This window comes from Agrococcus sp. UYP33, assembly GCF_054060915.1.
Genome location: NZ_JBSSDR010000001.1, coordinates 970,502 through 990,663 on the forward strand (window position 1 = coordinate 970,502; position 20,162 = coordinate 990,663).

Below are 20,162 nucleotides of genomic sequence, written 5' to 3' on the forward strand. Positions count from 1 at the left end.
ACGATGAGAGACACCGACATGGACACGCAGGACACGCAGACGGGCTCGGCGTTCGACGAGATCGCCGAGGCCCCGGTCGCCCCCGAGGCGCGGGAGGCGATCGCCGCCGAGCGCGACGAGGTCGAGGCGGCGCTCGGCGCCGGCAAGCCGCAGACCGAGGCGCAGCAGCGCGCGCACAAGCACAACCAGCTCGTGCGGGCGATCAACTGGAACCGCATCGAGGACGATAAGGACCTCGAGGTCTGGAACCGGCTCGTCAACAACTTCTGGCTGCCCGAGAAGGTGCCGCTGTCGAACGACGTGCAGTCGTGGGGCACGCTGACGCCCGACGAGAAGACGCTCACGATGCGCGTCTTCACGGGCCTGACGCTGCTCGACACGATCCAGGGCACGGTCGGCGCGGTCTCGCTCATCCCCGACGCGATCACGCCGCACGAGGAGGCCGTCTACACGAACATCGCGTTCATGGAGTCGGTGCACGCGAAGTCGTACTCGTCGATCTTCTCGACGCTCGCGTCGACGCCCGAGATCGACGACGCCTTCCGCTGGTCGACCGAGAATCCCTACCTGCAGCGCAAGGCAGAGATCATCATCGACTACTACGAGGGCGACGACCCGCTGAAGCGCAAGGTCGCCTCGACGCTGCTCGAGTCGTTCCTGTTCTACTCGGGCTTCTACCTGCCGATGTACTGGTCGAGCCGCGCGAAGCTCACGAACACGGCCGACCTCATCCGCCTCATCATCCGCGACGAGGCCGTGCACGGGTACTACATCGGCTACAAGTTCCAGAAGGGCTACGAGAAGCTCAGCCCCGCGGAGCAGGCCGAGATCAAGGACTACACGTACTCGCTGCTCTACGAGCTCTACGAGAACGAGTCGAAGTACACGGCCGACCTCTACGACGCCGTCGGCCTCACCGAGGACGTCAAGAAGTTCCTGCACTACAACGCGAACAAGGCGCTCATGAACCTCGGGTTCGAGCCGCTGTTCCCGTCGACGGTGACCGACGTCAGCCCGGCGATCCTGTCGGCGCTCTCGCCGAACGCCGACGAGAACCACGACTTCTTCTCGGGGTCGGGCTCGTCGTACGTGATCGGCAAGGCCGAGGCGACCTCGGACGACGACTGGGACTTCTGACCCGCGACCCGTCTCGCACTGCCCGCACGAGGCCCGCGACAGCAGATCACTGCCGTCGCGGGCCTCGTGCCGTATGCGCTGCCGACGAGAGGCGGGGCGTCACACGGGGTCCAGCACCTCGCGGAGCTTGGCGGCGAACGCCTCCGGCTGGCCGGCATAGCCGAACTCGCCACCCATGAAGCCGCCGTGGTGGCTCGGGAAGACGGTCGCCTGCTGGCCGAGCTGCTCCGCCAAGGCGATCGCGGTCCGGCCGGTGTAGACATCCACCGACTCCTCCCCGACCGCGACGACGATCCGGGTCGGTGCCGCCCGCAGTGCGTCGAGGTCCGGCCGGTAGAGGGGCACCGCCCAGGATCGGTCCGACAGGAGTGGATCGTCGCGCGTCCCGTCGTCCGCGGTCGGCAGACCGAACGCGGCCGGGTCCGGCGCCGGTCGAGCGAGGTGCTCATCCGTCACCTCCCCCTCCCATGAGGTCATCGCGATGAACGCGGCCATCCCGGCGCCCCAGCCCTTGTCCTGGTACACCTGCGTGTAGGCCGCGCGGGCTCGCTGCACGGCCTCCGCATCCGGCAGGACGCAGTCGATCGGCGGCTCGTGCGCGACCAGGGTCGACACGTCTCCCGGGTGGGCCGTCACCAGGGCCAGCGCTGTCACCGCGCCGCCGCTGCTGGCGAGCATCTCCACCGGGCCGGCGCCGAGCGCCTCGATGATCGCGTGGACGTCTTCCGCCTGGACCTCCGGCTCGTTCGTGGTCGCGCCGTCCTTCCGCTCGCTCCGACCCAGGCCCCGCGGGTCGTAGGTCACGACGGTGCGGTCCCCGAACAGGCCCACCTGGGCCTCGAAGCCGCTCGCGTCCATCGGCTGGCCGATCATCATCAGCGGCGGCCGGCCATCCGCGGTCGGCAGCGGCCCGTGGACGTCGTAGACGAGGTCGACCTCCGGCAGCGCGAGGGTGTGTTGCGGCACGAGCGACCTCCTCGATGGAACGAGCTGACCGGATGCTACGACGCGGGGTCTGCAGTGCGCCAGTCGGTCGTCACCCGCCGGCCGCATGCGGCGACCGCGCCCGATCCCGTGACCAGTGCACCGGCTCAGGTGTCGAGCAGGCCGTCCGGGTCCTCGAGGCGCACCTCGTGGCCGTCGCGCTCCAGGCGCCGGATGCCCTCGCGCAGCATCCGCCGGCCGACCTTGTTCGTCGAGGCGACGCGCGAGAGGTCGACCACGACCGGCTCGCCGTCCTGCGGCACGCGCTCGAGCTCGCGCAGCGCCACCTCGGCGGCGGCGAAGTGCATCGTGCCCTGCAGCTGCACCTCGCGCACCCCGTCGGCATCGGCGTCCGGCTCGACCACGCCGTAGAGCACGTGCGAGGCGACCTCGGGCGCCTGCATGAGGTGCAGGCCCATGTCGCGCGAGAGGCGCTCGCACACGCGCACGCCCCGCACGCTGTTGCCGTACTCGTCGAGCCGCGGCGAGAAGGCGCCGATGCCGACCTGGCCGGGCAGCGCGCCGAGCACGCCGCCCGCGACGCCGCTCTTCGCCGGGATGCCGACGTGGCTCATCCAGTCACCCGCCGCGTCGTACATGCCGCACGTCGCCATCACGCTGAGCACCTGCCGGCACACCCAGGCGGGCACGACCTGCTCGCGCGTCACCGGGTTGCGGCCGCCGGCGGCGAGCGTCATCGCCATCACCGCGAGGTCGCGCACGTCGACGAGCAGCGAGCACTGCTTCGTGTAGCCGTCGACGGCGTCGTGCGGCTCGCCCACGAGCTTGCCCTGCGCATGCACGAGGTAGGCGAGCGCCATGTTGCGGCTCGAGGTCGAGCGCTCCGACTCGTAGACCTGCTCGTCGATCTCGAGCTCGCGGCCGGCGAAGGCGGAGAGGCCCGATCGGATGCGCTCGACGCGCTCGGCCGGGCTGGCGTCGGCCTCGCCGACGAGCGTGTGCGTGGTGATCGCGCCGATGTTGATCATGGCGTTCCGCGGGCGACCGTTGCGCTCGAGCGAGATCTCGTTGAAGGCGTCGCCGGACGGCTCGACGCCCACGTGCTCCAGCACCGTCTCGAGCCCGCGGTCGGCGAGCGCGAGCGCATAGGCGAAGGGCTTCGAGATCGACTGGATCGTGAAGCGGTGCTCGTCGTCCCCTGCGCCGTAGAGCGTGCCGTCGATCGTGCAGATCGCGACCCCGAAGCGCTCGGGATCGGCATCCGCGAGCTCCGGGATGTAGCTCGCGACCTCGCCCTCGTCGCCGTCGTCGGCGCACGACCGGCGCACCTCGTCCAGGTAGTCGGGTACGGGGCTGCGCATCCGTCGAGGCTACCGAGCGGCCCCTGGACGGGCTGGCGCCAGCCGGCGAGGTCGGGGCTGTTGCGCCACGTGGCGCGGTGCCATCCTCGGATCGTCCTGACGCGCGGGATCATGCGGACGCCGCGCGGATCGGGGCGGTGCTGCGAAGGGGTGGCGACGATGGCCGACGGCGGCGAGCGCGAGGACCACATCGGCGACGACGAGATCGAGATGCTCGTCGGCTCCCTCGACAGGACCGCGCTCCGGCGCCGCGCGATCATCGCGGCGGCGTCCGGACCGGTGGTCGAGGAGCAGCTGCTCGACGACCGGCCGGTGCCGGATGCCGTGGCCGAGCGGCTCGACCGCTTCCGCCAGACGCTCGTGCCGCTGACGCACCTCGATCTGCGCGGCGCGGTCATGCACAAGGTCTCCGACGGCCTCGACCTCACCATGAGCGGATGGTTCGAGGCGATGGCCCAGCCGGAGCCGCGCGACCTGCTCCACGTCTACGGACCCGACCGCGACGCCACCGGCGAGCAGCGCTACTACCGCTGGGCATGGCTCGACCACAGCACCTACGCGAGCGCCTTCAGTACCACGGGGCCCGCGATCGTGCGCTCCGGCCGCCTCGCCGGCAGCTGCGGCGTCTACTGGGGGCAGTGGGCGTTCAGCGTCGGCGGCGCGGGGATGCTGTTCACCGCGCAGCACGGCGCCTCGCGCGTCTCGGTGCGGCCCTACGTGCCGTGGGTGGCCCTGACCTCCTTCAACCACTACTCGATCGGCGCGTCGGTCGTCTGCCACCTCGGCATCCTGGTGGAGAGCTGGCGACCCGGGGATGCGCAGACGCAGCAGGAGCGCGACCACTTCATCACCGTGGTGCAGCGCACCTCGGCGGAGGGCTACCTCTTCGACAGCGAGACGAGCGGCACGGCGGTGTCGAGCGAGGGGCTGGTCACCGACTTCGTCGCCGTCCCGGGCCGCCGCTACGCGATCTACGTCTACGCGTGGCTCGAGACGAACGGCGGCGCGGTGGGCTCGGGGCCGCTCGGCTACTCGCGCATCGAGGTCGACGCCTCGGTGCCCTTCGTCGTGGCGCAGGAGACGCTGCTCTGAGGCTCAGTCGGGATCCGCTTCGTCGACCCACTCGAGCAGGTCGCCGGGCTGGCACTCGAGCACGCGGCACATCGCGTCGAGCGTCGAGAAGCGCACGGCCTTCGCCCGGCCGTTCTTCAGGACAGCGACGTTGGCGGGCGTGAGCCCCACCCGCTCGGCGAAGTCACCGACGCTCAGCTTGCGCTTCGCCAGCTCGACGTCGATCCGCACCACGATGGGCATCAGATGACCTCCTCGAGCTCGGCGCGATAGCCGGTCGCCTGGCGCAGCAGGCCGCGCATGACGATCATGAGCAGCAGCGGCAGCGACGAGAGCACGACGACGCCGAACAGCAGCATCGGGATGCCCGGGTCGCGGATCTCCGGCGTGAAGAAGATGACCGCGGTGACCGCGAGCGCGAAGCCCGCGAGCAGCGCCCAGCCGATCGCGAGCGACCACACGATCGCGTCGACCCAGCGACGCGAGGCGTCGCTGAACAGCCGGTCGCGGCCGATCAGTGTCAGCAGCCGCCAGATGCACACGATCACCACGAGCACGCTCAGCAGCACGAGCGAGAGGACGACCTGCGTCGGCAGGCGCACCCCGGCCTCCGGGGTGCCGTCGGACAGCTCGCCAGGCAGCGCGAACGTCAGCAGCACGATCAGCCAGAGGGCGGCGACGACGAGCATGACGCGGAGGGCGAAGACGACGAGTCGGGACTGCAGCATGCATCGAGTCTCGCGCGATATCGATCGAAAGTCAATTGGTTGAATGCTGGATGTCCCCCGAATGCGGTGCCTCAAACCGTCTGCCACTGTTGTCCCCCACCCGCTGTACCCCAACCAGGGGTGCGCGCAAGAAGAGGGGGAACCAATGACGGATCACACCTTCAGCATCGACGAGCTCTACCGGGGCACGGTCTACGACTCCGCCGGCGACAAGATCGGTGGCGTCAAGCAGGTCTACACCGACGACACCACCGGAGAGCCGCAGTTCGTGACGGTCAACACCGGCCTGTTCGGCGCCCGCGAGAGCTTCGTGCCCGTGCGCGGCGCGACCCGGCAGGGCGACGACATCCACGTGCCGTACACGAAGGACTTCGTGAAGGACGCACCCGGCATCGACGCCGACGGCCACATGGAGGAGAGCGAGCAGGACGAGCTGTTCCGCTACTACGACTACAGCGGCGGCTCCCGCGACACCACCACGTACGACCGCGACACCACCGCGGGCGTCGGCGGCGTCGGCGGCCTGGGCGACGGATCGCTCGACCGCGACCGTGACCTCGACCTCGACGGCGACCGCGACCGCACGGCGGACCTCGGCGACGAGTCGATCGTGCGCCGCGAGGAGCAGCTGAACGTCGGCACCGAGCGCGTCGAGACCGGCCGCCTGCGCATCCGCAAGCACGTCGTCACGGAGCAGCAGACCGTGACCGTGCCCGTCGAGCGCGAGGAGTTCGAGGTCGTGCGCGAGCCGATCTCCGGCACCTCGACCGGCGGCGCGCTCGGCGACGACGAGATCGCTGTCACCACGCACGCCGAGCGTCCCGTCGTCGACAAGGAGGTCGTCGACGCGGAGCGCATCGGCGTCGAGAAGCGCACCGTCACCGATCAGGAGCGCGTCTCCGCGGACGTCTCCAAGGAGGAGGTCGACATCGACCGCGAGGGCGACCTCGACCGCGACCGCGGCATCGACGGCGAGGGCGGCCTCCGCCGCTGACCGTCCGGGCTCGCGCCGCATCGTCGACCCGTCCCGCTTCGGCGGGGCGGGTCGACCGGCGTCACGGCAGCAGGTCGCCCTCCGGCACGCGCTCCGGGGCGGGGCGCGCAGGGGCCGCCGGCGTGCGGCGGAGCGGGATGCGGCGCAGCATCGCCGGCACATCGGGTGCGCGGAACAGCCAGGTGATGGGGCGGTACCGCTGCACGACCGCGAGCGCCGAGCAGGCGGCGATCGCGATCACGAAGAGCAGCAGCGAGGCGACCGCGATGCTGTCGCCGAGCGCGCCGCGCACGAGCAGCCAGGCACCCAGGACGATCGGGAAGTGCGCGACGTAGAAGACGAGCGAGTTGCGGCCGACGAACCGCAGCGGGCGCGTCCAGCGCCGATGCTCGATCCGCCGGGCGCAGTAGATGGCGGCGACGATCCCGCAGAGCGAGAACGGTGCCGTCCATGCCTCGAACTGGTGGCGCTCGAAGGCGGAGACCACGCCGAACCCGACGGCGACGACGCCGGCGGGCAGTGCGACCCACCACGTCGAGCCGATGAGCCCCAGGAGCCTCGGCGAGCGGCTCACCGCCGCTCCGGCGAAGAAGAAGAAGGCGAAGTAGGTCATGCGCACGGCGAGCCCGTCGGGCAGCACGAGCGCGGCGGCGAGCGCGGCAGCGGGCACGATCCACGGGGGCAGCCGGGCCAGCAGGGGCGCCACCAGGTAGTAGCACGCGATGAAGAAGATGAACCAGAGGTAGCCGGTCGCGACCCACGACCGCCAGTGGAAGAACGGCTCCCCGGAGTCCGACTGCAGGATGTGCAGGGCCGACCACACGAGGTACGGCCAGACGACGAGCTGGAGCTTGCCCCAGTAGTACCGGCCTGCCGGCTTGCGCAGCGCCGCGGGCAGCAGCAGGCCGGACACGAACATGAGGGTCGGCATCCGGTACGGCAGCAGTGCGTCGTTCGCGGCGAGCAGCCAGTCGGGCAGCTCCGCCCCGAGCAGCGCCGGGATGGCGGGCGCGTGCCACGCGAGCACGAGGATCATGGCGAAGCCCCGGAGGATGTCCATCCAGTGCATCCGCTGATCGGTGGTCAGCTGCATGGTGGATGAGCCTAGGTGGCGCCGCGGGCGCTCCCCGCGAGCGGGATCCGAGCACCGCCTGAGCGTTCCGTCAGGAGGTCAGCGCGGGTCGCGCTCCGGACGGTCAGCCCCGCGTGGTTCGATCGGCAGCATGCAGCCACCGGTCGAGGCGGATGCGCGCCGCGAGTCGCGCGCGATCGCGGCGGCGTGGGCGTGCTTCGCCGCGGGCATCGCGCTCGGGCTCATCGCGCTCGCCGGCCCCCCGCGGCCGATCGCCGGCGAGGGCTCGGTCGCCCTGCCGGCCGCCGGCATCGCCGCGCTCGTCGCCGCGACGGCGTTCGTCGTCAGCTCGGCCGTGCACCGACGCGGGGAGACGTCGCCGATGCCGGGCTGGCAGGCCATGATCGCGCGCATCTCGACCGTCGCGATCACCATCGCCTTCGCCGCGGTCGCGTACCTCGCGGTGCTCACCGCCGGAGAGATCCTCGCGCTCGGCCTGCAGGGGCTCCAGGCGCCCGCGGTGGGCGGCGCGCTGCTGACCGGTGCCGCGAGCGCGGCCGCCGGGTGGCTCGCCTTCCAGGCGGGCGTCGAGCTGCGCACCACCGACCTGGCCACCCTGCTGTTCGCGTTCCTCACCATCGGCACCGTGTTCGCGATGATCACGGCAGCCGACCCGCGCTGGTGGGAGCGGCACTTCTCCGACCTCGGCACCGGCTGGGCGTTCAACCTCACGCTCATCGTCGCGGGACTGCTCGTCGCGACGATCGGCGCCTACATCGGTCGCGACCTGCACCGCCGGCTCGGCGACCCCGCGCTCCGCCGGATCGCGCTGGTGGTCGCGCTCTTCGCCCTCACGGGCGCTGCGCTCGCCGGGGTCGGCATCTTCCCGGTGCATCGCGGGCAGCTGCTCCACGACATCGCGGCGTTCGGCGCGCTCGGCCTCTTCGGGGTCACGATGGTGGTCGTGACGATCGTGATGCCCGGGCCGCCCCGCGCGCTGCTCCTCACGACCGTCGGCGCCGGGGTCGCGCTCGTCGTCGCGGTGCTGCTGTGGCGACCCCTCGAGGTCTACAGCGCCACGGCGCTCGAGGCGATCGCCGTCGGCATCCTCTTCGTCTGGCTCACGACGCTCGTCCGCACCCTCGCAGCGCTCGTGCCGCAGGAGAGCCGCCCGTCGGCGTCGCCGTCGCCGCTGCGCGCGGCGCCCGCGACCTGACCGCGGGCGCGGCCGACTCGACATCGGTGCCCGCAGCGGGCAAGGTTGAGCCATGACGAGTCACGATCCGGTCGAGCCTGAGACGCCGCAGGACACCCCTGAGGGCACCGAGACGGCCGAGGAGGCGCAGCGTCGCAAGTTCCGCGAGGCGCTCGACAAGAAGAAGCTCGGCCACCACGGGCAGGGCATGGGCGCCCCCGGCAGCGTGCAGGGTGCGCACTCCGGTCCCGCCGTGCAGAAGCGCGTCCACCGCCGCAAGAGCGGCTGAGCACGGCACCCGCTGGTGCTCGCGCTTCGCGCTGAGCGCCGGCGTCAGCCCGCGTGCGCGAGGTAGGCGAGCTGCGCCGCCATCGACGCCTCGGCCGCCTGCCGCACCGACGGGTCGACGTCGGCGTAGACGACGTCGGTGACGGCCGCGACGGATGCGTCCGCCGCCGTCGTGCCGAGCGTCGCGAGCGCGTCGCGCACCTGGTCGAGCCGCTCGAGCCGGTGCGAGCGGTACTCGCGCGCCACCGCGGCGACGGACGGCAGCGGATCGCCGTGGCCCGGGAGCGCCTCGAGGTCGCCGAGCGCCTCCAGCCGGTCGAGCGTCGCGAGGTAGGGCCCGACCGCGCCGTCGGGGTGCATGATCACGGTCGTGCCGCGGCCGAGGATCGTGTCGCCGGTGAGCACCGCCCTGCCCGGCACCACGATGCAGACCGAGTCGGCGGTGTGGCCGGGCGTGGCGATGATCTGCAGCTCGACGTCGTCGACGGGGATCCACTCGCCGTCGACGAGCGGCTCGCCGCCCAGGCACTCGTCGGGATCCAGGCCGCGGAGCGCGGCGCCGGTGGAGCGCGCGAGCTCAGCCGCGGCCTCCGTGTGGTCGGGGTGGCGGTGCGTCACGAGGATGAGCCGCGGCCGCAGCCGCACCAGCCGCTCGATGTGCTCGGCATCGGCGGGCCCGGGATCGACGACGACCTGCCCGCCCAGCACGTAGGTGTTCGTGCCGTCCAGCGTCATGGGGCCGGGGTTGGGTGCCAGGATGCGCTCGATCTCGACCATGCGTCGACCCTACGACGCCCGGCATCCGCCGCGCTGGCGCGCCCCGGCGGCGATGTCACCGGCCTCTGGTCCCATGGACCCATGGAGCCGCTCGTCATCGTCGCCGCACTCGCCGCCGTGCTGCTCGCCGGCGGGCTCGGCGCGCTGCTCGGCACGCGGATCGGGCACGCGCGCGCCGCCGCCGACAGCGCCGCGACCAGGGGCGACCTGCAGGCCGCGCGCAGCCGGCTCGAGGTGCTCGAGGCCGAGCGGGTGCGCGAGCGCGACATCGCGGAGCGCCGGCACGCCGCCCAGCTCGAGGAGGTGCGCGATGAGGCGCAGCGCCGCGTCGCGGAGGAGCGCGAGCGTGGCAGGGAGGTGCTCGCCGAGCTGCAGCAGGACGCGCAGCGCCGCGCCGACGAGTTCGCCGCCCTCAGCAGCGCCGCGCTCGAGCGCAACTCCGCCGTGTTCCTCGAGCAGGCGGAGGAGCGGCTGCGGCGATCGCAGACCGAGGGGGCGGCCGAGCTCGCGAAGCGCGAGGCCGCGGTGCAGCAACTCGTCGAGCCGCTGTCGAAGTCGCTCGAGTCGGTGCGCGGCGAGGTGACGGCGGCCGAGCAGGCGCGCGCGCAGGCGAACGCTGCGCTCGCCGAGCAGCTGCGGGCCATGCGCGCGTCGTCCGAGCAACTGACGGTCGAGACGCGGCAGCTGGTCACCGCGCTCCGCGCGCCGCAGGTGCGCGGGCGCTGGGGCGAGCTCCAGTTGCGCCGCGTCGTCGAGTCGGCCGGCATGCTCGAGCACGTCGACTTCACCGAGCAGGCCCACCACGCCACCGACGACGGGGCGCTGCGCCCCGACATGCTCGTGCACCTGCCGGGCGACAAGCAGGTGATCGTCGACGCGAAGGTCGCGTTCAGCGGCTACCTCGAGGCGATGGAGGCGCGCGACGACGCGACCCGCGACAAGCGGCTCGACGCGCACGCGCGCCACATGCGCGACCACATCGACCAGCTGGGCTCGAAGGCCTACTGGGAGGCGGTGCCCGGCACCCCCGAGTTCGTCGTCATGTTCGTGCCCGCGGAGCCGTTCCTCAACGCGGCGCTCGAGCGCGACCCGACGCTGTTCGAGCGCGCCTTCGCGCGGAACGTCATCCTCGCCACGCCTGCGACGCTCGTGGCGCTGCTCCGCACGGTCGGCTACACCTGGCGACAGGAGCAGCTCGCCGGCGAGGCGATGCAGGTGCTCGAGGTCGGCCGCGAGCTGCACAAGCGGCTCGGCACGATGGGTTCCCACCTCACGACGCTCGGCAAGCGCCTCAACAGCACGGTCGAGGCGTACAACGCGTTCAACGCGTCGCTCGACCGCAACGTGGTCACGCAGGCGCGGCGCTTCTCGAGCCTGCAGGGGCTCGATCCGTCGCTCGACCGCACGCCGCCGCTCGAGGTGCTCGCCGTGCCGGCGCAGAAGCCCGACCTGCACGCCGTCTCGGTGACGCAGATCCGCGAGCATCCCGGCATTGCAGACGCGGATGAGGCCTCCTCAGCGATAGCGTGAGTCCGTGACCGTCATCCCGACCGCCGCCACGCTCGTGCTCATGCGCGACGGCGCGGGCGCGATCGAGGTGCTGCTGCTGCAGCGGCCCGACCGCGGCGCGTTCGCGGGCGCCTGGGTGTTCCCCGGCGGCAAGGTCGAGCCGGTCGATCGCGTCGACGACGAGGAGTCGACCGCGCGCAACGCCGCGGTGCGGGAGACGGCCGAGGAGTCGGGACTCGTCGTGGCGCCCGACGCGCTCGTGCCGCTCTCGCACTGGTCGCCGCCCGAGCAGCTCGCGACGAAGTTCATCACCTGGTTCTTCGTCGCCGAGGCGCCCGCGGGCGAGGTCGTGGTGCAGCAGGCCGAGGCCGTCGCCGCTCGGTGGATCCGGCCGGCGGACGCGCTCAAGCAGCACGGCGCCGGCACGCTCCGGCTGTTCCCGCCCACGTGGGTGACGCTCGACACGCTCATGGCCTATCCGACCGTCGACGCGGCGCTCGCCGGCATCGCGCGGCACGAGCTGCGTCGCTACGCGACGAAGCAGGATCCTCAGCGCGGGCTCGCGATCTGGGACGGCGACGAGGCCTACGACGGCCTGCCCGACACCGAGGAGGGCCCTCGCCACCGCTTGCACGTGGGCTCGCTCCCCTGGCGGTTCGAGCACCGCTGAGGTCTGGGCCCCGCTGGCGTGCGGGCATCGACTAGCATCGCGCCCATGGCCGCCCCCGGTGCGTCACGCTCGATCGGTGCGTCGCGCTCGATCGGTGCGACGGTGCTGCTCGCCGTGGTGGTGCTCTGCGGCTGCGCGGCGGACCCGGTGACCGGCGGCGCCTCGCCGTCGACCTCGTCGCCGCCCTCGTCGACGACGACGTCACCCCCGGCGGCATCCGCATCGGCCGGGCCCACGTCGATCGGGCCCGGCCCCGACTGCCCCGCGACGGCGCCACCCGAGGCCGGCACCGCGTTCGACCAGGCGCTGCACGACGAGCTCGTGGCGATGCTCGAGCGCGATCAGGCGGGGCGGCTCGGCACCGGCCCCGACGACGAGGGGGATGCGGCCCGCACGGAGCGGCTCGCCGAGGTCATCGCGGAGCACGGGTGGCCGTCGTTCGACCTCGTGGGCGAGGACGGCGAGGACGCCGCGTGGGCGATCGCCCAGCACGCCGATCTCGACCCGGGGTTCCAGCGGTGCGCGCTCGAGCACCTGCGCGTCGCCGTCGACGCGGGCCAGGGGTCGCCCGGCAACCTCGCGTACCTCGACGACCGCATCCAGGCAGCGGCGGGAGCGCCCCAGCGGTACGGCACCCAGGTCGCCTGCACAGACGACGGGCCGGTGCCCGCCACGCCGCTCTCGGACCCCGACGGCATCGAGCGGATCCGCGCAGAGGCGGGCCTCGCGCCGTACGCCGACTACCTCGCCGAGATGGCCGAGATCTGCGCGCAGCCGGAGTGAGGGCGGCGCGGCGCGACCGCCCAGCCCGCGCGGGACCGGTTCAGGAGGTCGCGCCCGTGCCGTCCGACACGCGCTCCCAGCCCTCGATGCCGCCCGCCTCCACGACGAAGCAGGGATGCGGCAGCGCGCGCACCGCGAGCGGCAGGCGGTCGGGGCTGCGCGCGGCGAGCTTCGCGCGCAGGTGCTGCAGCTCGTGCTCGAGCTGGCCGTCGGTGACCGTCATGAGCGGCGCCGGCCCCGGCCGGTCGATGCGCGTCCGGTCGTACGAGTAGCCGCGGGCATCGGCCTCGTCGGCGACGCGCGCGAGGTAGGCACCGATGCTCGCGAGCGGATCCGGCTGCGCGCGGAAGCGCTCGAGCTGCGGGTGCCGCAGGTAGCCCTTCGTGCGCCCGGCGAGCACCGCCTGCGCGAGCAGCCCCTCCCGCCAGCAGGCCGTGAGCCCCTGGCGGTCGAGCAGCGCGGGGTGCAGCGACCAGATCCTCATCTGCTCGATGCTAGCCGCGAGCGGTGCGCTCGGACGCCTCCGCGACGCCGACCAGCCGGCTCGCCATCGCCTCGAAGATCACGTGGTGCGCGGGGACGAGCGACCACCAGTAGAGGCGGCCGGTGAGGCCGCTCGGCAGGAAGATCGCGCGCTGGCGGTAGTGCGCCCCCTCGCCCTCCGGCGTGACCTCGAACTCGATCCAGGCCCGCCCCGGCACCTTCATCTCGGCGCGCAGCCGCAGCAGCCGACCGCGGTCGATTCGCTCGACGCGCCACCAGTCGACCGTGTCGCCCTCGCGCAGCCGGTCGGGGTCCCGGCGGCCGCGGCGCAGGCCGACGCCGCCGACGAGCCGGTCCGCGAGGCCGCGGAGGCTCCAGAGCAGCGGCACGGAGTACCAGCCGCGAGCGCCGCCGATCGACTCGACGACCGCCCAGACGGCCGCCGGCGACGCTGAGGTGGTGCGCTCCCGCGCATCCTCGAACACCGTCGTGCCCGACCAGCGCGGATCGCTCGGCAGCGGATCCGACGGCGCCCCCGCCGCCGACGCAGAGCGCCAGCTCGATTCGATGTCGCCGGAGCGCTCCCGCGCGAGCGCGAGGCGCACGGCCTTGCGGTAGCCGGTGAGGCCGCCCTCGGGCGGCGGGATGACGGCGTCGATGCGCCGCTCCTCGACGACGCAGTCGTGCAGCAGCGAGCCGATCAGCGGGATCGCGATCGCGCGCGGCACGGGGGTCACGAGGTTGACCCACTGCGAGGCGAGCCACGGCGTGAGCACCGGGAGCGGCGCGATCGGCCGCTGCGGCAGCCCGGCCTCGACGGCGTAGCCGTTCATCACCTGGCCGTAGCGCAGCACGTCCGGGCCGCCGATGTCGAAGGTGCCGTGCACGTCGCCGGGCACCGAGGCCGCCTCGACGAGGTAGTGCAGCACATCGCGCACCGCGATCGGCTGCACGAAGTTGCGCACCCAGCGGGGCGCGGGCATGTAGGGCAGCACGTCGGTGAGGTGCCGGATCATCTCGAAGGAGGCGGAGCCCGAGCCGATGACGATGCCCGCCTCGAGCACGATCGTCGGCACGCCGGAGGCCAGCAGCACATCGCCGACCGCGACGCGCGACGCGAGGTGCTTCGACAGGTGCTCGCCCTCAGGGTGCAGCCCCGACAGGTAGACGATGCGCTGCACGCCCGCCGCCTTCGCCGCCGCGGCGACGTGCCGGGCCTGGACGAGCTCGGCCTTCGCGAAGTCACCGCCCGCGCCCATCGCGTGGACGAGGTGGTAGACGACGTCGATGCCCTCCATGACGCGCTGCACGTCGCCGGGCGCCTCCAGGTCCCCGCGGACGATCTCGACCGCACCCGCCCACGCCGCGTCGCGTAGGCGCCCGGGGTCGCGGGCGAGCACGCGCACGGTGTGCCCCGCCTCGACGAGGCGCGGCGCGAGGCGACCGCCGACGTAGCCGGTGGCGCCCGTGACGAGCACGCGACGGCCGCTCATCGCACGCCCATCGCCCACAGGATGCAGACCATCGTCACCACGAAGCCGGCGGCGTAGTTGACCCACAGGAACCGCCGCCAGCCGCGGTTCGCGGCGGCGCTGTCGGCGTCGGTGACGCTCCAGAAGGGCGCGGCGAGCACGATGTAGGGCAGCGCGACGGCGGCCGCGAGCCACGCGGGCCACGGCGTGAGCAGCATGAGCGCGCCGGCCGCCGCCCAGAGCGCGATGGCGAGCCGCACGGTCGTCCGGGCGCCGAGCGCGGTCGCGATCGAGCCGATCCCCGCCTCGCGGTCGGGCACGACGTCCTGCACGGCGCCGAAGGCGTGGCTCGCCATCCCCCAGCAGAAGAAGGCGGCGAGCACCGCGACGAGCTGCGGGCTCCAGTCGGCGCCGGCGAGCACGAGCCCGTAGACGGCGGGGCTGACGAAGTGCGTGCTCGAGGTGACGGAGTCGAGCACCGGCACCTCCTTGAAGCGCAGCCCCTTCGCCGAGTAGGCGACGACCGCGAAGAGGCTCACCGCGAGCACCGCCCACGACGCGGGCCCACCGAGCGCGATGAGCACGAGCACGAACGGCGCGGCGAGGCCGACCGACCACGCGAGCGTCGCGCGGTGCGTCGACGGCGGCAGCAGTGCGCCCTCGACGCCGCCCTTCCGGGGGTTGTTCGCGTCGGACTCGTAGTCGAAGACGTCGTTGATGCCGTACATCGCGAGGTTGTACGGCACGAGGAAGAAGAGGGTGCCGATGACGAGCCGCGCGTCGACCTCGCCGGTGGTGAGCAGCATCGCGGCGGCGAACGGGAACGCGGTGTTGATCCAGCTGACCGGCCGGGAGGCGAGCAGCAGGCGGCGGCCGAGGCCGGTCGCGCGATCGACCTCAGGCATCCGCGCGCTCCCCTGCTCCCGCGCTGCCGGGCGCGCGGTCCGCCCAGCTCGCGCGCGCGGCACGCGACGAGCGGATGCGCGTGGGCAGCAGTCGCCAGAGCGCCACCACGACGAAGAGGGCGATGAGCGCGTAGGCGAGGTCCTCGACGGGGGCGAGGCCCACGCGCGGACCGAGCAGCAGGGCGTCGTCGTAGCGGAACAGGTCGATCGCGATCATGACCGAGTCGAAGGCGATCGTGAGGGCGAGCAGGATCGCGGCGGCGATCGCGAGCGACGCCCAGCTGCGGCGCCGCCGTCGGAGCGCGACGACGATAGCGACGATCGCGGCCGCCAGCAGCGGCGCGAGCAGCAGCGCGTAGGTCACGACGCCTCCCTCGTCCGGCGCGACACGAGCACGCGCTCCGCGCCGGTGAAGGCGACGAGCGCGACGTAGGCGAGGAAGAGCAGGAAGGCCAGCTCCTCGATCGGCAGGTGCGGCAGCACCTCGATGCCTGTCATCCACGGCGACGCTCCGAGCCGGAAGTTGCCGGTCGCGATGGCCGCGAGGTCGAAGCCGACCATCACGAGCGCGGTGAGCACCACCGCCAGCAGGGCGCGCGGGGCGTCGCGGAACAGGGCGAGGCGGTAGCGGGCGTCGAGCGCGCCGGTGCCGAGCGCCGCGACGGCGATCGCACCGAGGTACGCGAGGCTCATCGCGCGCCTTCGGTCGAGGGCGCGAGCGGCTGCAGCGGGCCCGTCGAGCGATCGCCCCGCACGTGCTTCACGACGAGCTCTGCAGAGATCAAGCACATCGGCACCCCGATGCCGGGCACGGTCGTCGAGCCGGCGAGCAGCAGGTCGCGCACCCGCGGGTGCTTCGTCGAGCCGCGCAGGAACGCGCTCTGCCGCAGCGTGTGCGCGGGGCCGAGGGCGGTGCCGCGCCAGGCGTCGAAGTCGGCGGCGAAGTCGGCGGGGCCGACCGTGCGGCGCGTGACGATGCGGCCCGCGAGGTCGTCGACGCCGGCCCACTCGGCGATCTGCGCGATCGCCCGGTCGGCGATGGCCTCGACGGCCGTGTCGCCGGCGCCGTCGACGCCGCCGGCACCGAGGCGCACGTCGGCGGGGACCGGCACGAGCACGAAGAGCGCCTCGTGGCCCGCGGGTGCGACGGAGGGGTCGGTCGCGGAGGTGCGGCTGACGTAGAGCGAGGCGGGATCGGTCACGCCGTCGGCGGGATCGGCGGCAGGCGGCCCGAAGATGCGGCGGAAGCCCTCCTCCCAGTCGCGCGTGAACAGCAGCGTGTGGTGCTCGAGCTCGGGGAGCTGCCCCTCGACGCCGAGCATGACGAGCACGGCGGACGGGCCGGCGACGCCGCGCGCCCAGCGGCGGCGCCCGCGCTCGGCGACGCCCGGCACGTGCGCGAGCAGCTTCGTGTCGGTCGCGTGGCCGTCGGCGGCGGACACGACGAGGTCGGCCTCGAGGCGCTCGCCACCGGCGAGCACGACGCCGCGCGCCGCGCCGTCCTCGACGAGGATGCGCTCGACGCGCGCGCCGGTGCGGAGCGTCGCGCCGGCCTCGGTCGCGAGCCGCGCCAGCGCCTCCACGATCCGGGTGAAGCCGCCCTGCGGGTACCAGACGCCCTCGACGAGGTCGAAGTGGCTCATCAGGTGGTACATCGAAGGCGCGGACCTCGGCTCGGTGCCCAGGAACACGGCCGGGTAGCCGAGCGCCTGCCGCAGCCGGCGATCGCGGAACGAGCGCGCGATGCGCGACTCGAGCGACTCCACGAGCAGCCGGGCGAGGGTCGGGAAGCGCCGCGCGAGCCCCATCCCGGCGAACGCGCGAGGCGAGTCGAACCGGTTGGAGAGCAGGCCGCCGGTCGCGAGCGCCGCGGTCTCGGTCGCCGAGTCGAGGTAGCGGCGCAGGCGCGCGCCGGCACCCGGCTCGATCGCCTCGACGCGCTCGATCGTGGTCGCGAGGTCGCCCGAGATCTCGAGCGCCTCGGACTCGCCCTCGAAGAGCACCCGGTAGGCGGGGTCGAGCCGCACGACGTCGAGCTCGGCATCGAGGCTCGAGCCGAGCATCCGGAACGCGTGCTCGTACGGCTCGCGCATGAGCATCCACGACGGGCCGGTGTCGAACGTGAAGCCCCGCGAGCGCCACACCCCTGCGCGGCCGCCGAGCGCGTCCGACTGCTCGACGAGCGTGACGTCGTGCCCGTCGTGCGCGAGCAGCCCGGCGCTCGCGAGCCCCGCGATGCCGCCGCCGATCACCACGATGCGGCTCATCGGACGGGCTCCGGCCGCGGCATCCGGACGGACGACGCGGAGGCGCGCGCCAGGCCGGCGCCGAGCGCCGCCCGGGCGATGATCGCCGCCTTCTCGCTGCGCGGCACGCTGATGCGCCGCGTCGGCAGCTCGGCAGCCGGGGTCGCCCGGATGCGGCGCGCGAGCGAGGCGAAGAGGTCGTGCGCCGCCGTGACGGCCGGCCGCGCCTCGCGCGGCAGGCTCGGGATCGTGCCGCGAGCGATGCGCAGCTCGCCCTCGAGCCGGTCGAGCACGCGGCCCACGGCCTCGTCGGTGGGATGCGCGGGGTCGAGCCCCGGCAGGTACGTGCGGCCGAGCCCCTGGGCGTCGGCACCGAGGTCGCGCAGGAAGTTGACGACCTGGAAGGCGCTGCCGAGTGCCCGGGCGCCACGCGCCACCCGCCGCGCCTCGGCGTCGGGCAGGCTGCGGCCGACGGTGAAGCAGCGCACGCACATGATGCCCACCACCTCGGCGGAGCCGTAGACGTACTGCCGCAGCTCGCGATCGTCGGCGAACGCGACGGGGTCGAGGTCGCGGCGCATGGCGGCGAAGAACGGCGCGGTCTGCCCGCGGTCGATGCCGACCCTGCGCGCCGTCTCGGCGAACGCGTGGACGACGAGGTCGGCGCTGAAGCCGGTCGCGATCGCGCGCTCGACCTCCTGCTCGAGCCCGTCGAGCACGCGGCGGCACGCGGCCACGTCGAGCCCCGACTCCGCGCCCGGGCCGTCGACGATCTCGTCGGCGACGCGCACGAGCGCGTAGACGGTCTGGATGTCGCCGCGCATCGCCGGCGGCAGCAGCCGGCTCGCCATGCCGAACGAGGTCGAGTAGGCGGCGATCACCGCGGAGCTCGCCCGCCGAGCGGTCGCGGTGTAGAGCTCGAGGCCCGTCATCGTCCCCGCTCCGCGCAGCGCCCGACGATCGTGGTGAGCTCGGCCCGCAGGGACGCCTCGATCGGCGCAGCCTCGAGCAGCGCCTTCACGGCCGCGCACTCGGCGTCGATGCGCCGCTCGACCTCGGCGAGCGCGCCGCTGCCGCGCATGACGGCGCGGATGCGCGCTGCGGCGCCCTCGTCGGCCGTCGGGTCGCCGTAGTGGTGCGCGACGCGCGCCCACGCCGGGTCGCGGCTCGCGAGCGCCGAGAGCAGCGTCGGCGCTCCGGCCCGGATGTCGCTGAGCACGCTCTTGCCCGTGACCGCCTCGTCGCCGAAGACGCCGAGCACGTCGTCGCGCAGCTGGTAGAGCACGCCCATCCGCAGGCCGATCGCGCCGAGCTCGGCGATCACGGCCTCGTCGCGACCGCCGAGCACCGCGCCCAGCTCGAGCGGTGCGCGGAAGGAGTAGTCGGCCGTCTTCCCCTCGAGGATGCGGCCGATCGCCGCCTCGTCGGGCACGGCGCCGGCGAAGAGGACGTCGTCGTGCTCGCCCTCCGCGGCCCGCACCATCGCGCGCTCGACGATGTCGGCGAGCCGGATGCGCACGATCGTCGGCACGTCGAGCCGCGCGAGCGCCGCGATCGCGCGCACGAGCAGTGCATCGCCCGCGACGATCGCCGTGGTCATGCCGATGCGCGCGGCGGTCGCGGCGGGGATGCCGGCGGCGATCGCCGTGTCGGCGGCGGCGCGGGACAGGGACGGCTGGCCGCGGCGCTCGTCGTCGGCGTCGATGACGTCGTCGTGGACGAGCAGCGCCGCGTGCAGCAGCTCGACCACCGCGGCGGTCGCGATCACCGCCTCGCGATCGGCGCGCTCACCCGCAGCGGCGACGACGAGCCGCGGGCGCAGCAGCTTGCCGCCCGTGACGGCGTGCTGGGCGGCGACCTGCACCGGGTGCTGCCCCGTCGGGGCCGCGAGCAGCGCGATCCGCTGCTCGACCTCGGCGAGCAGCGTCGGGGTGTCGACGGCGGTCACGGCGCACCCACGAGCGCGGGCAGCTGCTCGGCCTGCAGCACGAGCCAGGGGCTGAACGCCCACGGCGTGGCTCGGATGCCCGCGAGCAGCTGGTCGGGCTCGACCCACTGCCACTCGGCCACCTCGGTCGGGTCCGGGTCGAGCGCGCCGACGACGCGGCCGACGAAGACGGGGCAGACCTCGTTCTCGACGATGCCGCTCGCGTCGACCGCGCGGTAGGCGAAGTCCGGGAGCGCGAGCTCGAGCTCGCCCACCTCGGCGCCGAGCTCGTGCTGCAGCCGGCGGCGCACGGCCGCCTCCATCGATTCGCCGGGCGCGGGGTGGCCGCAGCAGGAGTTCGTCCAGACGCCGGGCCACGCGACCTTCGAGAGCGCGCGGCGCGTGACGAGCATGCGCCCGGCGTCGTCGAGCACGTGGCACGAGAACGCCAGGTGGAGCGCGGTCGACGTCGTGTGCACCGTCGACTTCGGCGCGGAGCCGATCGGCTCGCGTCGCTCGTCGAGGAGGACGACGAGCTCCTGCTCGAGCGGCTCGATGATCGTCATGACCACACCGTAGCAAATAGTGAGTCTACGCAA

Annotated in this window: 23 protein-coding genes; 8 read left to right on the plus strand and 15 right to left on the minus strand. The window is 73.4% G+C overall.

Annotation, left to right across the window (positions count from 1 at the left end; genetic code table 11):
• Positions 1–3: 3 nt before the first annotated feature.
• Positions 4–1,137: a class 1b ribonucleoside-diphosphate reductase subunit beta gene (gene nrdF, locus ACVWW9_RS04715; RefSeq protein ID WP_456514596.1), complete on the plus strand. Its 1,134-nt coding sequence runs from the start codon at positions 4–6 to the stop codon at positions 1,135–1,137.
• 99 nt (positions 1,138–1,236) lie between these two features.
• On the opposite strand, the gene ACVWW9_RS04720 is transcribed toward nrdF, so the two are convergent.
• Together ACVWW9_RS04720 and ACVWW9_RS04725 are read right to left on the minus strand one after the other, a co-directional pair.
• The gene (locus ACVWW9_RS04720) at positions 1,237–2,103 is read right to left on the minus strand and encodes an alpha/beta fold hydrolase (protein ID WP_456514597.1); all 867 of its coding nucleotides are present in this window, start codon (positions 2,101–2,103) and stop codon (positions 1,237–1,239) included.
• 125 nt (positions 2,104–2,228) lie between these two features.
• Positions 2,229–3,443, minus strand: coding sequence for a glutaminase (locus ACVWW9_RS04725; RefSeq protein ID WP_456514598.1), 1,215 nt, complete (start codon positions 3,441–3,443; stop codon positions 2,229–2,231).
• Positions 3,444–3,602: 159 nt separating this feature from the next.
• Here ACVWW9_RS04725 and ACVWW9_RS04730 point away from each other — a divergent pair, with 159 nt between their 5' ends.
• On the plus strand, positions 3,603–4,535 hold the full coding sequence (locus tag ACVWW9_RS04730) for a hypothetical protein (protein ID WP_456514599.1): 933 nt from the start codon (positions 3,603–3,605) through the stop codon (positions 4,533–4,535).
• A 3-nt stretch (positions 4,536–4,538) separates the two neighbouring features.
• Here ACVWW9_RS04730 and ACVWW9_RS04735 read toward each other — a convergent pair whose 3' ends face one another.
• Both ACVWW9_RS04735 and ACVWW9_RS04740 read right to left on the minus strand, forming a co-directional pair.
• A complete protein-coding gene (locus tag ACVWW9_RS04735) occupies positions 4,539–4,757 on the minus strand; it encodes a helix-turn-helix domain-containing protein (protein WP_354257775.1) in 219 nt (72 codons plus the stop codon).
• Entirely contained in the window at positions 4,757–5,242 is a 486-nt protein-coding gene (locus ACVWW9_RS04740; protein ID WP_456514600.1) for a DUF2975 domain-containing protein, read from the minus strand. Before ACVWW9_RS04740 ends, ACVWW9_RS04735 begins: the two co-directional genes overlap by 1 nt.
• Positions 5,243–5,387: 145 nt before the next feature.
• Between ACVWW9_RS04740 and ACVWW9_RS04745 the strand changes: the two genes are divergently transcribed.
• Positions 5,388–6,236 carry a DUF2382 domain-containing protein gene (locus ACVWW9_RS04745; protein ID WP_456514601.1) on the plus strand — a complete coding sequence of 283 codons (849 nt, stop codon included), beginning with the start codon at positions 5,388–5,390 and terminating at the stop codon, positions 6,234–6,236.
• 61 nt (positions 6,237–6,297) lie between these two features.
• On the opposite strand, the gene ACVWW9_RS04750 is transcribed toward ACVWW9_RS04745, so the two are convergent.
• Positions 6,298–7,329, minus strand: a complete 1,032-nt coding sequence (locus ACVWW9_RS04750; protein WP_456514602.1) for an acyltransferase family protein — start codon at positions 7,327–7,329, stop codon at positions 6,298–6,300.
• A gap of 130 nt (positions 7,330–7,459) precedes the next feature.
• Here ACVWW9_RS04750 and ACVWW9_RS04755 point away from each other — a divergent pair, with 130 nt between their 5' ends.
• Complete coding sequence (locus tag ACVWW9_RS04755; RefSeq protein WP_456514603.1) at positions 7,460–8,524, plus strand: DUF998 domain-containing protein; 1,065 nt, start codon at positions 7,460–7,462, stop codon at positions 8,522–8,524.
• Between the two features lie 52 nt (positions 8,525–8,576).
• A complete protein-coding gene (locus ACVWW9_RS04760; RefSeq protein ID WP_354257762.1) occupies positions 8,577–8,792 on the plus strand; it encodes a DUF5302 domain-containing protein in 216 nt (71 codons plus the stop codon).
• Between the two features lie 44 nt (positions 8,793–8,836).
• Here ACVWW9_RS04760 and ACVWW9_RS04765 read toward each other — a convergent pair whose 3' ends face one another.
• Positions 8,837–9,568, minus strand: coding sequence for an MBL fold metallo-hydrolase (locus ACVWW9_RS04765; protein ID WP_456514604.1), 732 nt, complete (start codon positions 9,566–9,568; stop codon positions 8,837–8,839).
• An 81-nt stretch (positions 9,569–9,649) separates the two neighbouring features.
• On the opposite strand from ACVWW9_RS04765, the gene rmuC reads away from it, so the two are divergent.
• From rmuC to ACVWW9_RS04780, 3 genes are read left to right on the plus strand one after another with little or no spacing between them, the layout of a single operon-like run.
• Positions 9,650–11,098 carry a DNA recombination protein RmuC gene (gene rmuC, locus ACVWW9_RS04770; protein ID WP_456514605.1) on the plus strand — a complete coding sequence of 483 codons (1,449 nt, stop codon included), beginning with the start codon at positions 9,650–9,652 and terminating at the stop codon, positions 11,096–11,098.
• Positions 11,099–11,102: 4 nt separating this feature from the next.
• Entirely contained in the window at positions 11,103–11,747 is a 645-nt protein-coding gene (locus ACVWW9_RS04775) for an NUDIX hydrolase (RefSeq protein ID WP_456514606.1), read from the plus strand.
• A 45-nt stretch (positions 11,748–11,792) separates the two neighbouring features.
• The gene (locus ACVWW9_RS04780) at positions 11,793–12,530 is read left to right on the plus strand and encodes a DUF6624 domain-containing protein (RefSeq protein WP_456514607.1); all 738 of its coding nucleotides are present in this window, start codon (positions 11,793–11,795) and stop codon (positions 12,528–12,530) included.
• Between the two features lie 40 nt (positions 12,531–12,570).
• Here ACVWW9_RS04780 and ACVWW9_RS04785 read toward each other — a convergent pair whose 3' ends face one another.
• The 9 genes from ACVWW9_RS04785 to idi are packed head-to-tail and all read right to left on the minus strand — an operon-like array spanning position 12,571 to position 20,129.
• Positions 12,571–13,014 carry a pyrimidine dimer DNA glycosylase/endonuclease V gene (locus ACVWW9_RS04785; RefSeq protein ID WP_456514608.1) on the minus strand — a complete coding sequence of 148 codons (444 nt, stop codon included), beginning with the start codon at positions 13,012–13,014 and terminating at the stop codon, positions 12,571–12,573.
• Between the two features lie 10 nt (positions 13,015–13,024).
• Positions 13,025–14,506, minus strand: a complete 1,482-nt coding sequence (locus tag ACVWW9_RS04790; RefSeq protein ID WP_456514609.1) for an SDR family oxidoreductase — start codon at positions 14,504–14,506, stop codon at positions 13,025–13,027.
• On the minus strand, positions 14,503–15,390 hold the full coding sequence (locus ACVWW9_RS04795) for a prenyltransferase (protein WP_456514610.1): 888 nt from the start codon (positions 15,388–15,390) through the stop codon (positions 14,503–14,505). Before ACVWW9_RS04795 ends, ACVWW9_RS04790 begins: the two co-directional genes overlap by 4 nt.
• Positions 15,383–15,754 (minus strand): lycopene cyclase domain-containing protein, encoded by a 372-nt coding sequence (locus ACVWW9_RS04800; RefSeq protein ID WP_456514611.1) that lies wholly within the window; start codon positions 15,752–15,754, stop codon positions 15,383–15,385. The genes ACVWW9_RS04795 and ACVWW9_RS04800 overlap by 8 nt, the downstream gene beginning before the upstream one ends.
• Positions 15,751–16,083 carry a lycopene cyclase domain-containing protein gene (locus ACVWW9_RS04805; RefSeq protein WP_354257735.1) on the minus strand — a complete coding sequence of 111 codons (333 nt, stop codon included), beginning with the start codon at positions 16,081–16,083 and terminating at the stop codon, positions 15,751–15,753. The genes ACVWW9_RS04800 and ACVWW9_RS04805 overlap by 4 nt, the downstream gene beginning before the upstream one ends.
• Positions 16,080–17,657 carry a phytoene desaturase family protein gene (gene crtI / locus ACVWW9_RS04810; protein ID WP_456514612.1) on the minus strand — a complete coding sequence of 526 codons (1,578 nt, stop codon included), beginning with the start codon at positions 17,655–17,657 and terminating at the stop codon, positions 16,080–16,082. Before crtI ends, ACVWW9_RS04805 begins: the two co-directional genes overlap by 4 nt.
• Positions 17,654–18,568, minus strand: a complete 915-nt coding sequence (locus tag ACVWW9_RS04815) for a phytoene/squalene synthase family protein (protein ID WP_354257729.1) — start codon at positions 18,566–18,568, stop codon at positions 17,654–17,656. The genes crtI and ACVWW9_RS04815 overlap by 4 nt, the downstream gene beginning before the upstream one ends.
• Complete coding sequence (locus tag ACVWW9_RS04820; RefSeq protein WP_456514613.1) at positions 18,565–19,584, minus strand: polyprenyl synthetase family protein; 1,020 nt, start codon at positions 19,582–19,584, stop codon at positions 18,565–18,567. The genes ACVWW9_RS04815 and ACVWW9_RS04820 overlap by 4 nt, the downstream gene beginning before the upstream one ends.
• Complete coding sequence (gene idi / locus ACVWW9_RS04825; RefSeq protein WP_456514614.1) at positions 19,581–20,129, minus strand: isopentenyl-diphosphate Delta-isomerase; 549 nt, start codon at positions 20,127–20,129, stop codon at positions 19,581–19,583. Before idi ends, ACVWW9_RS04820 begins: the two co-directional genes overlap by 4 nt.
• Positions 20,130–20,162 lie beyond the last annotated feature (33 nt).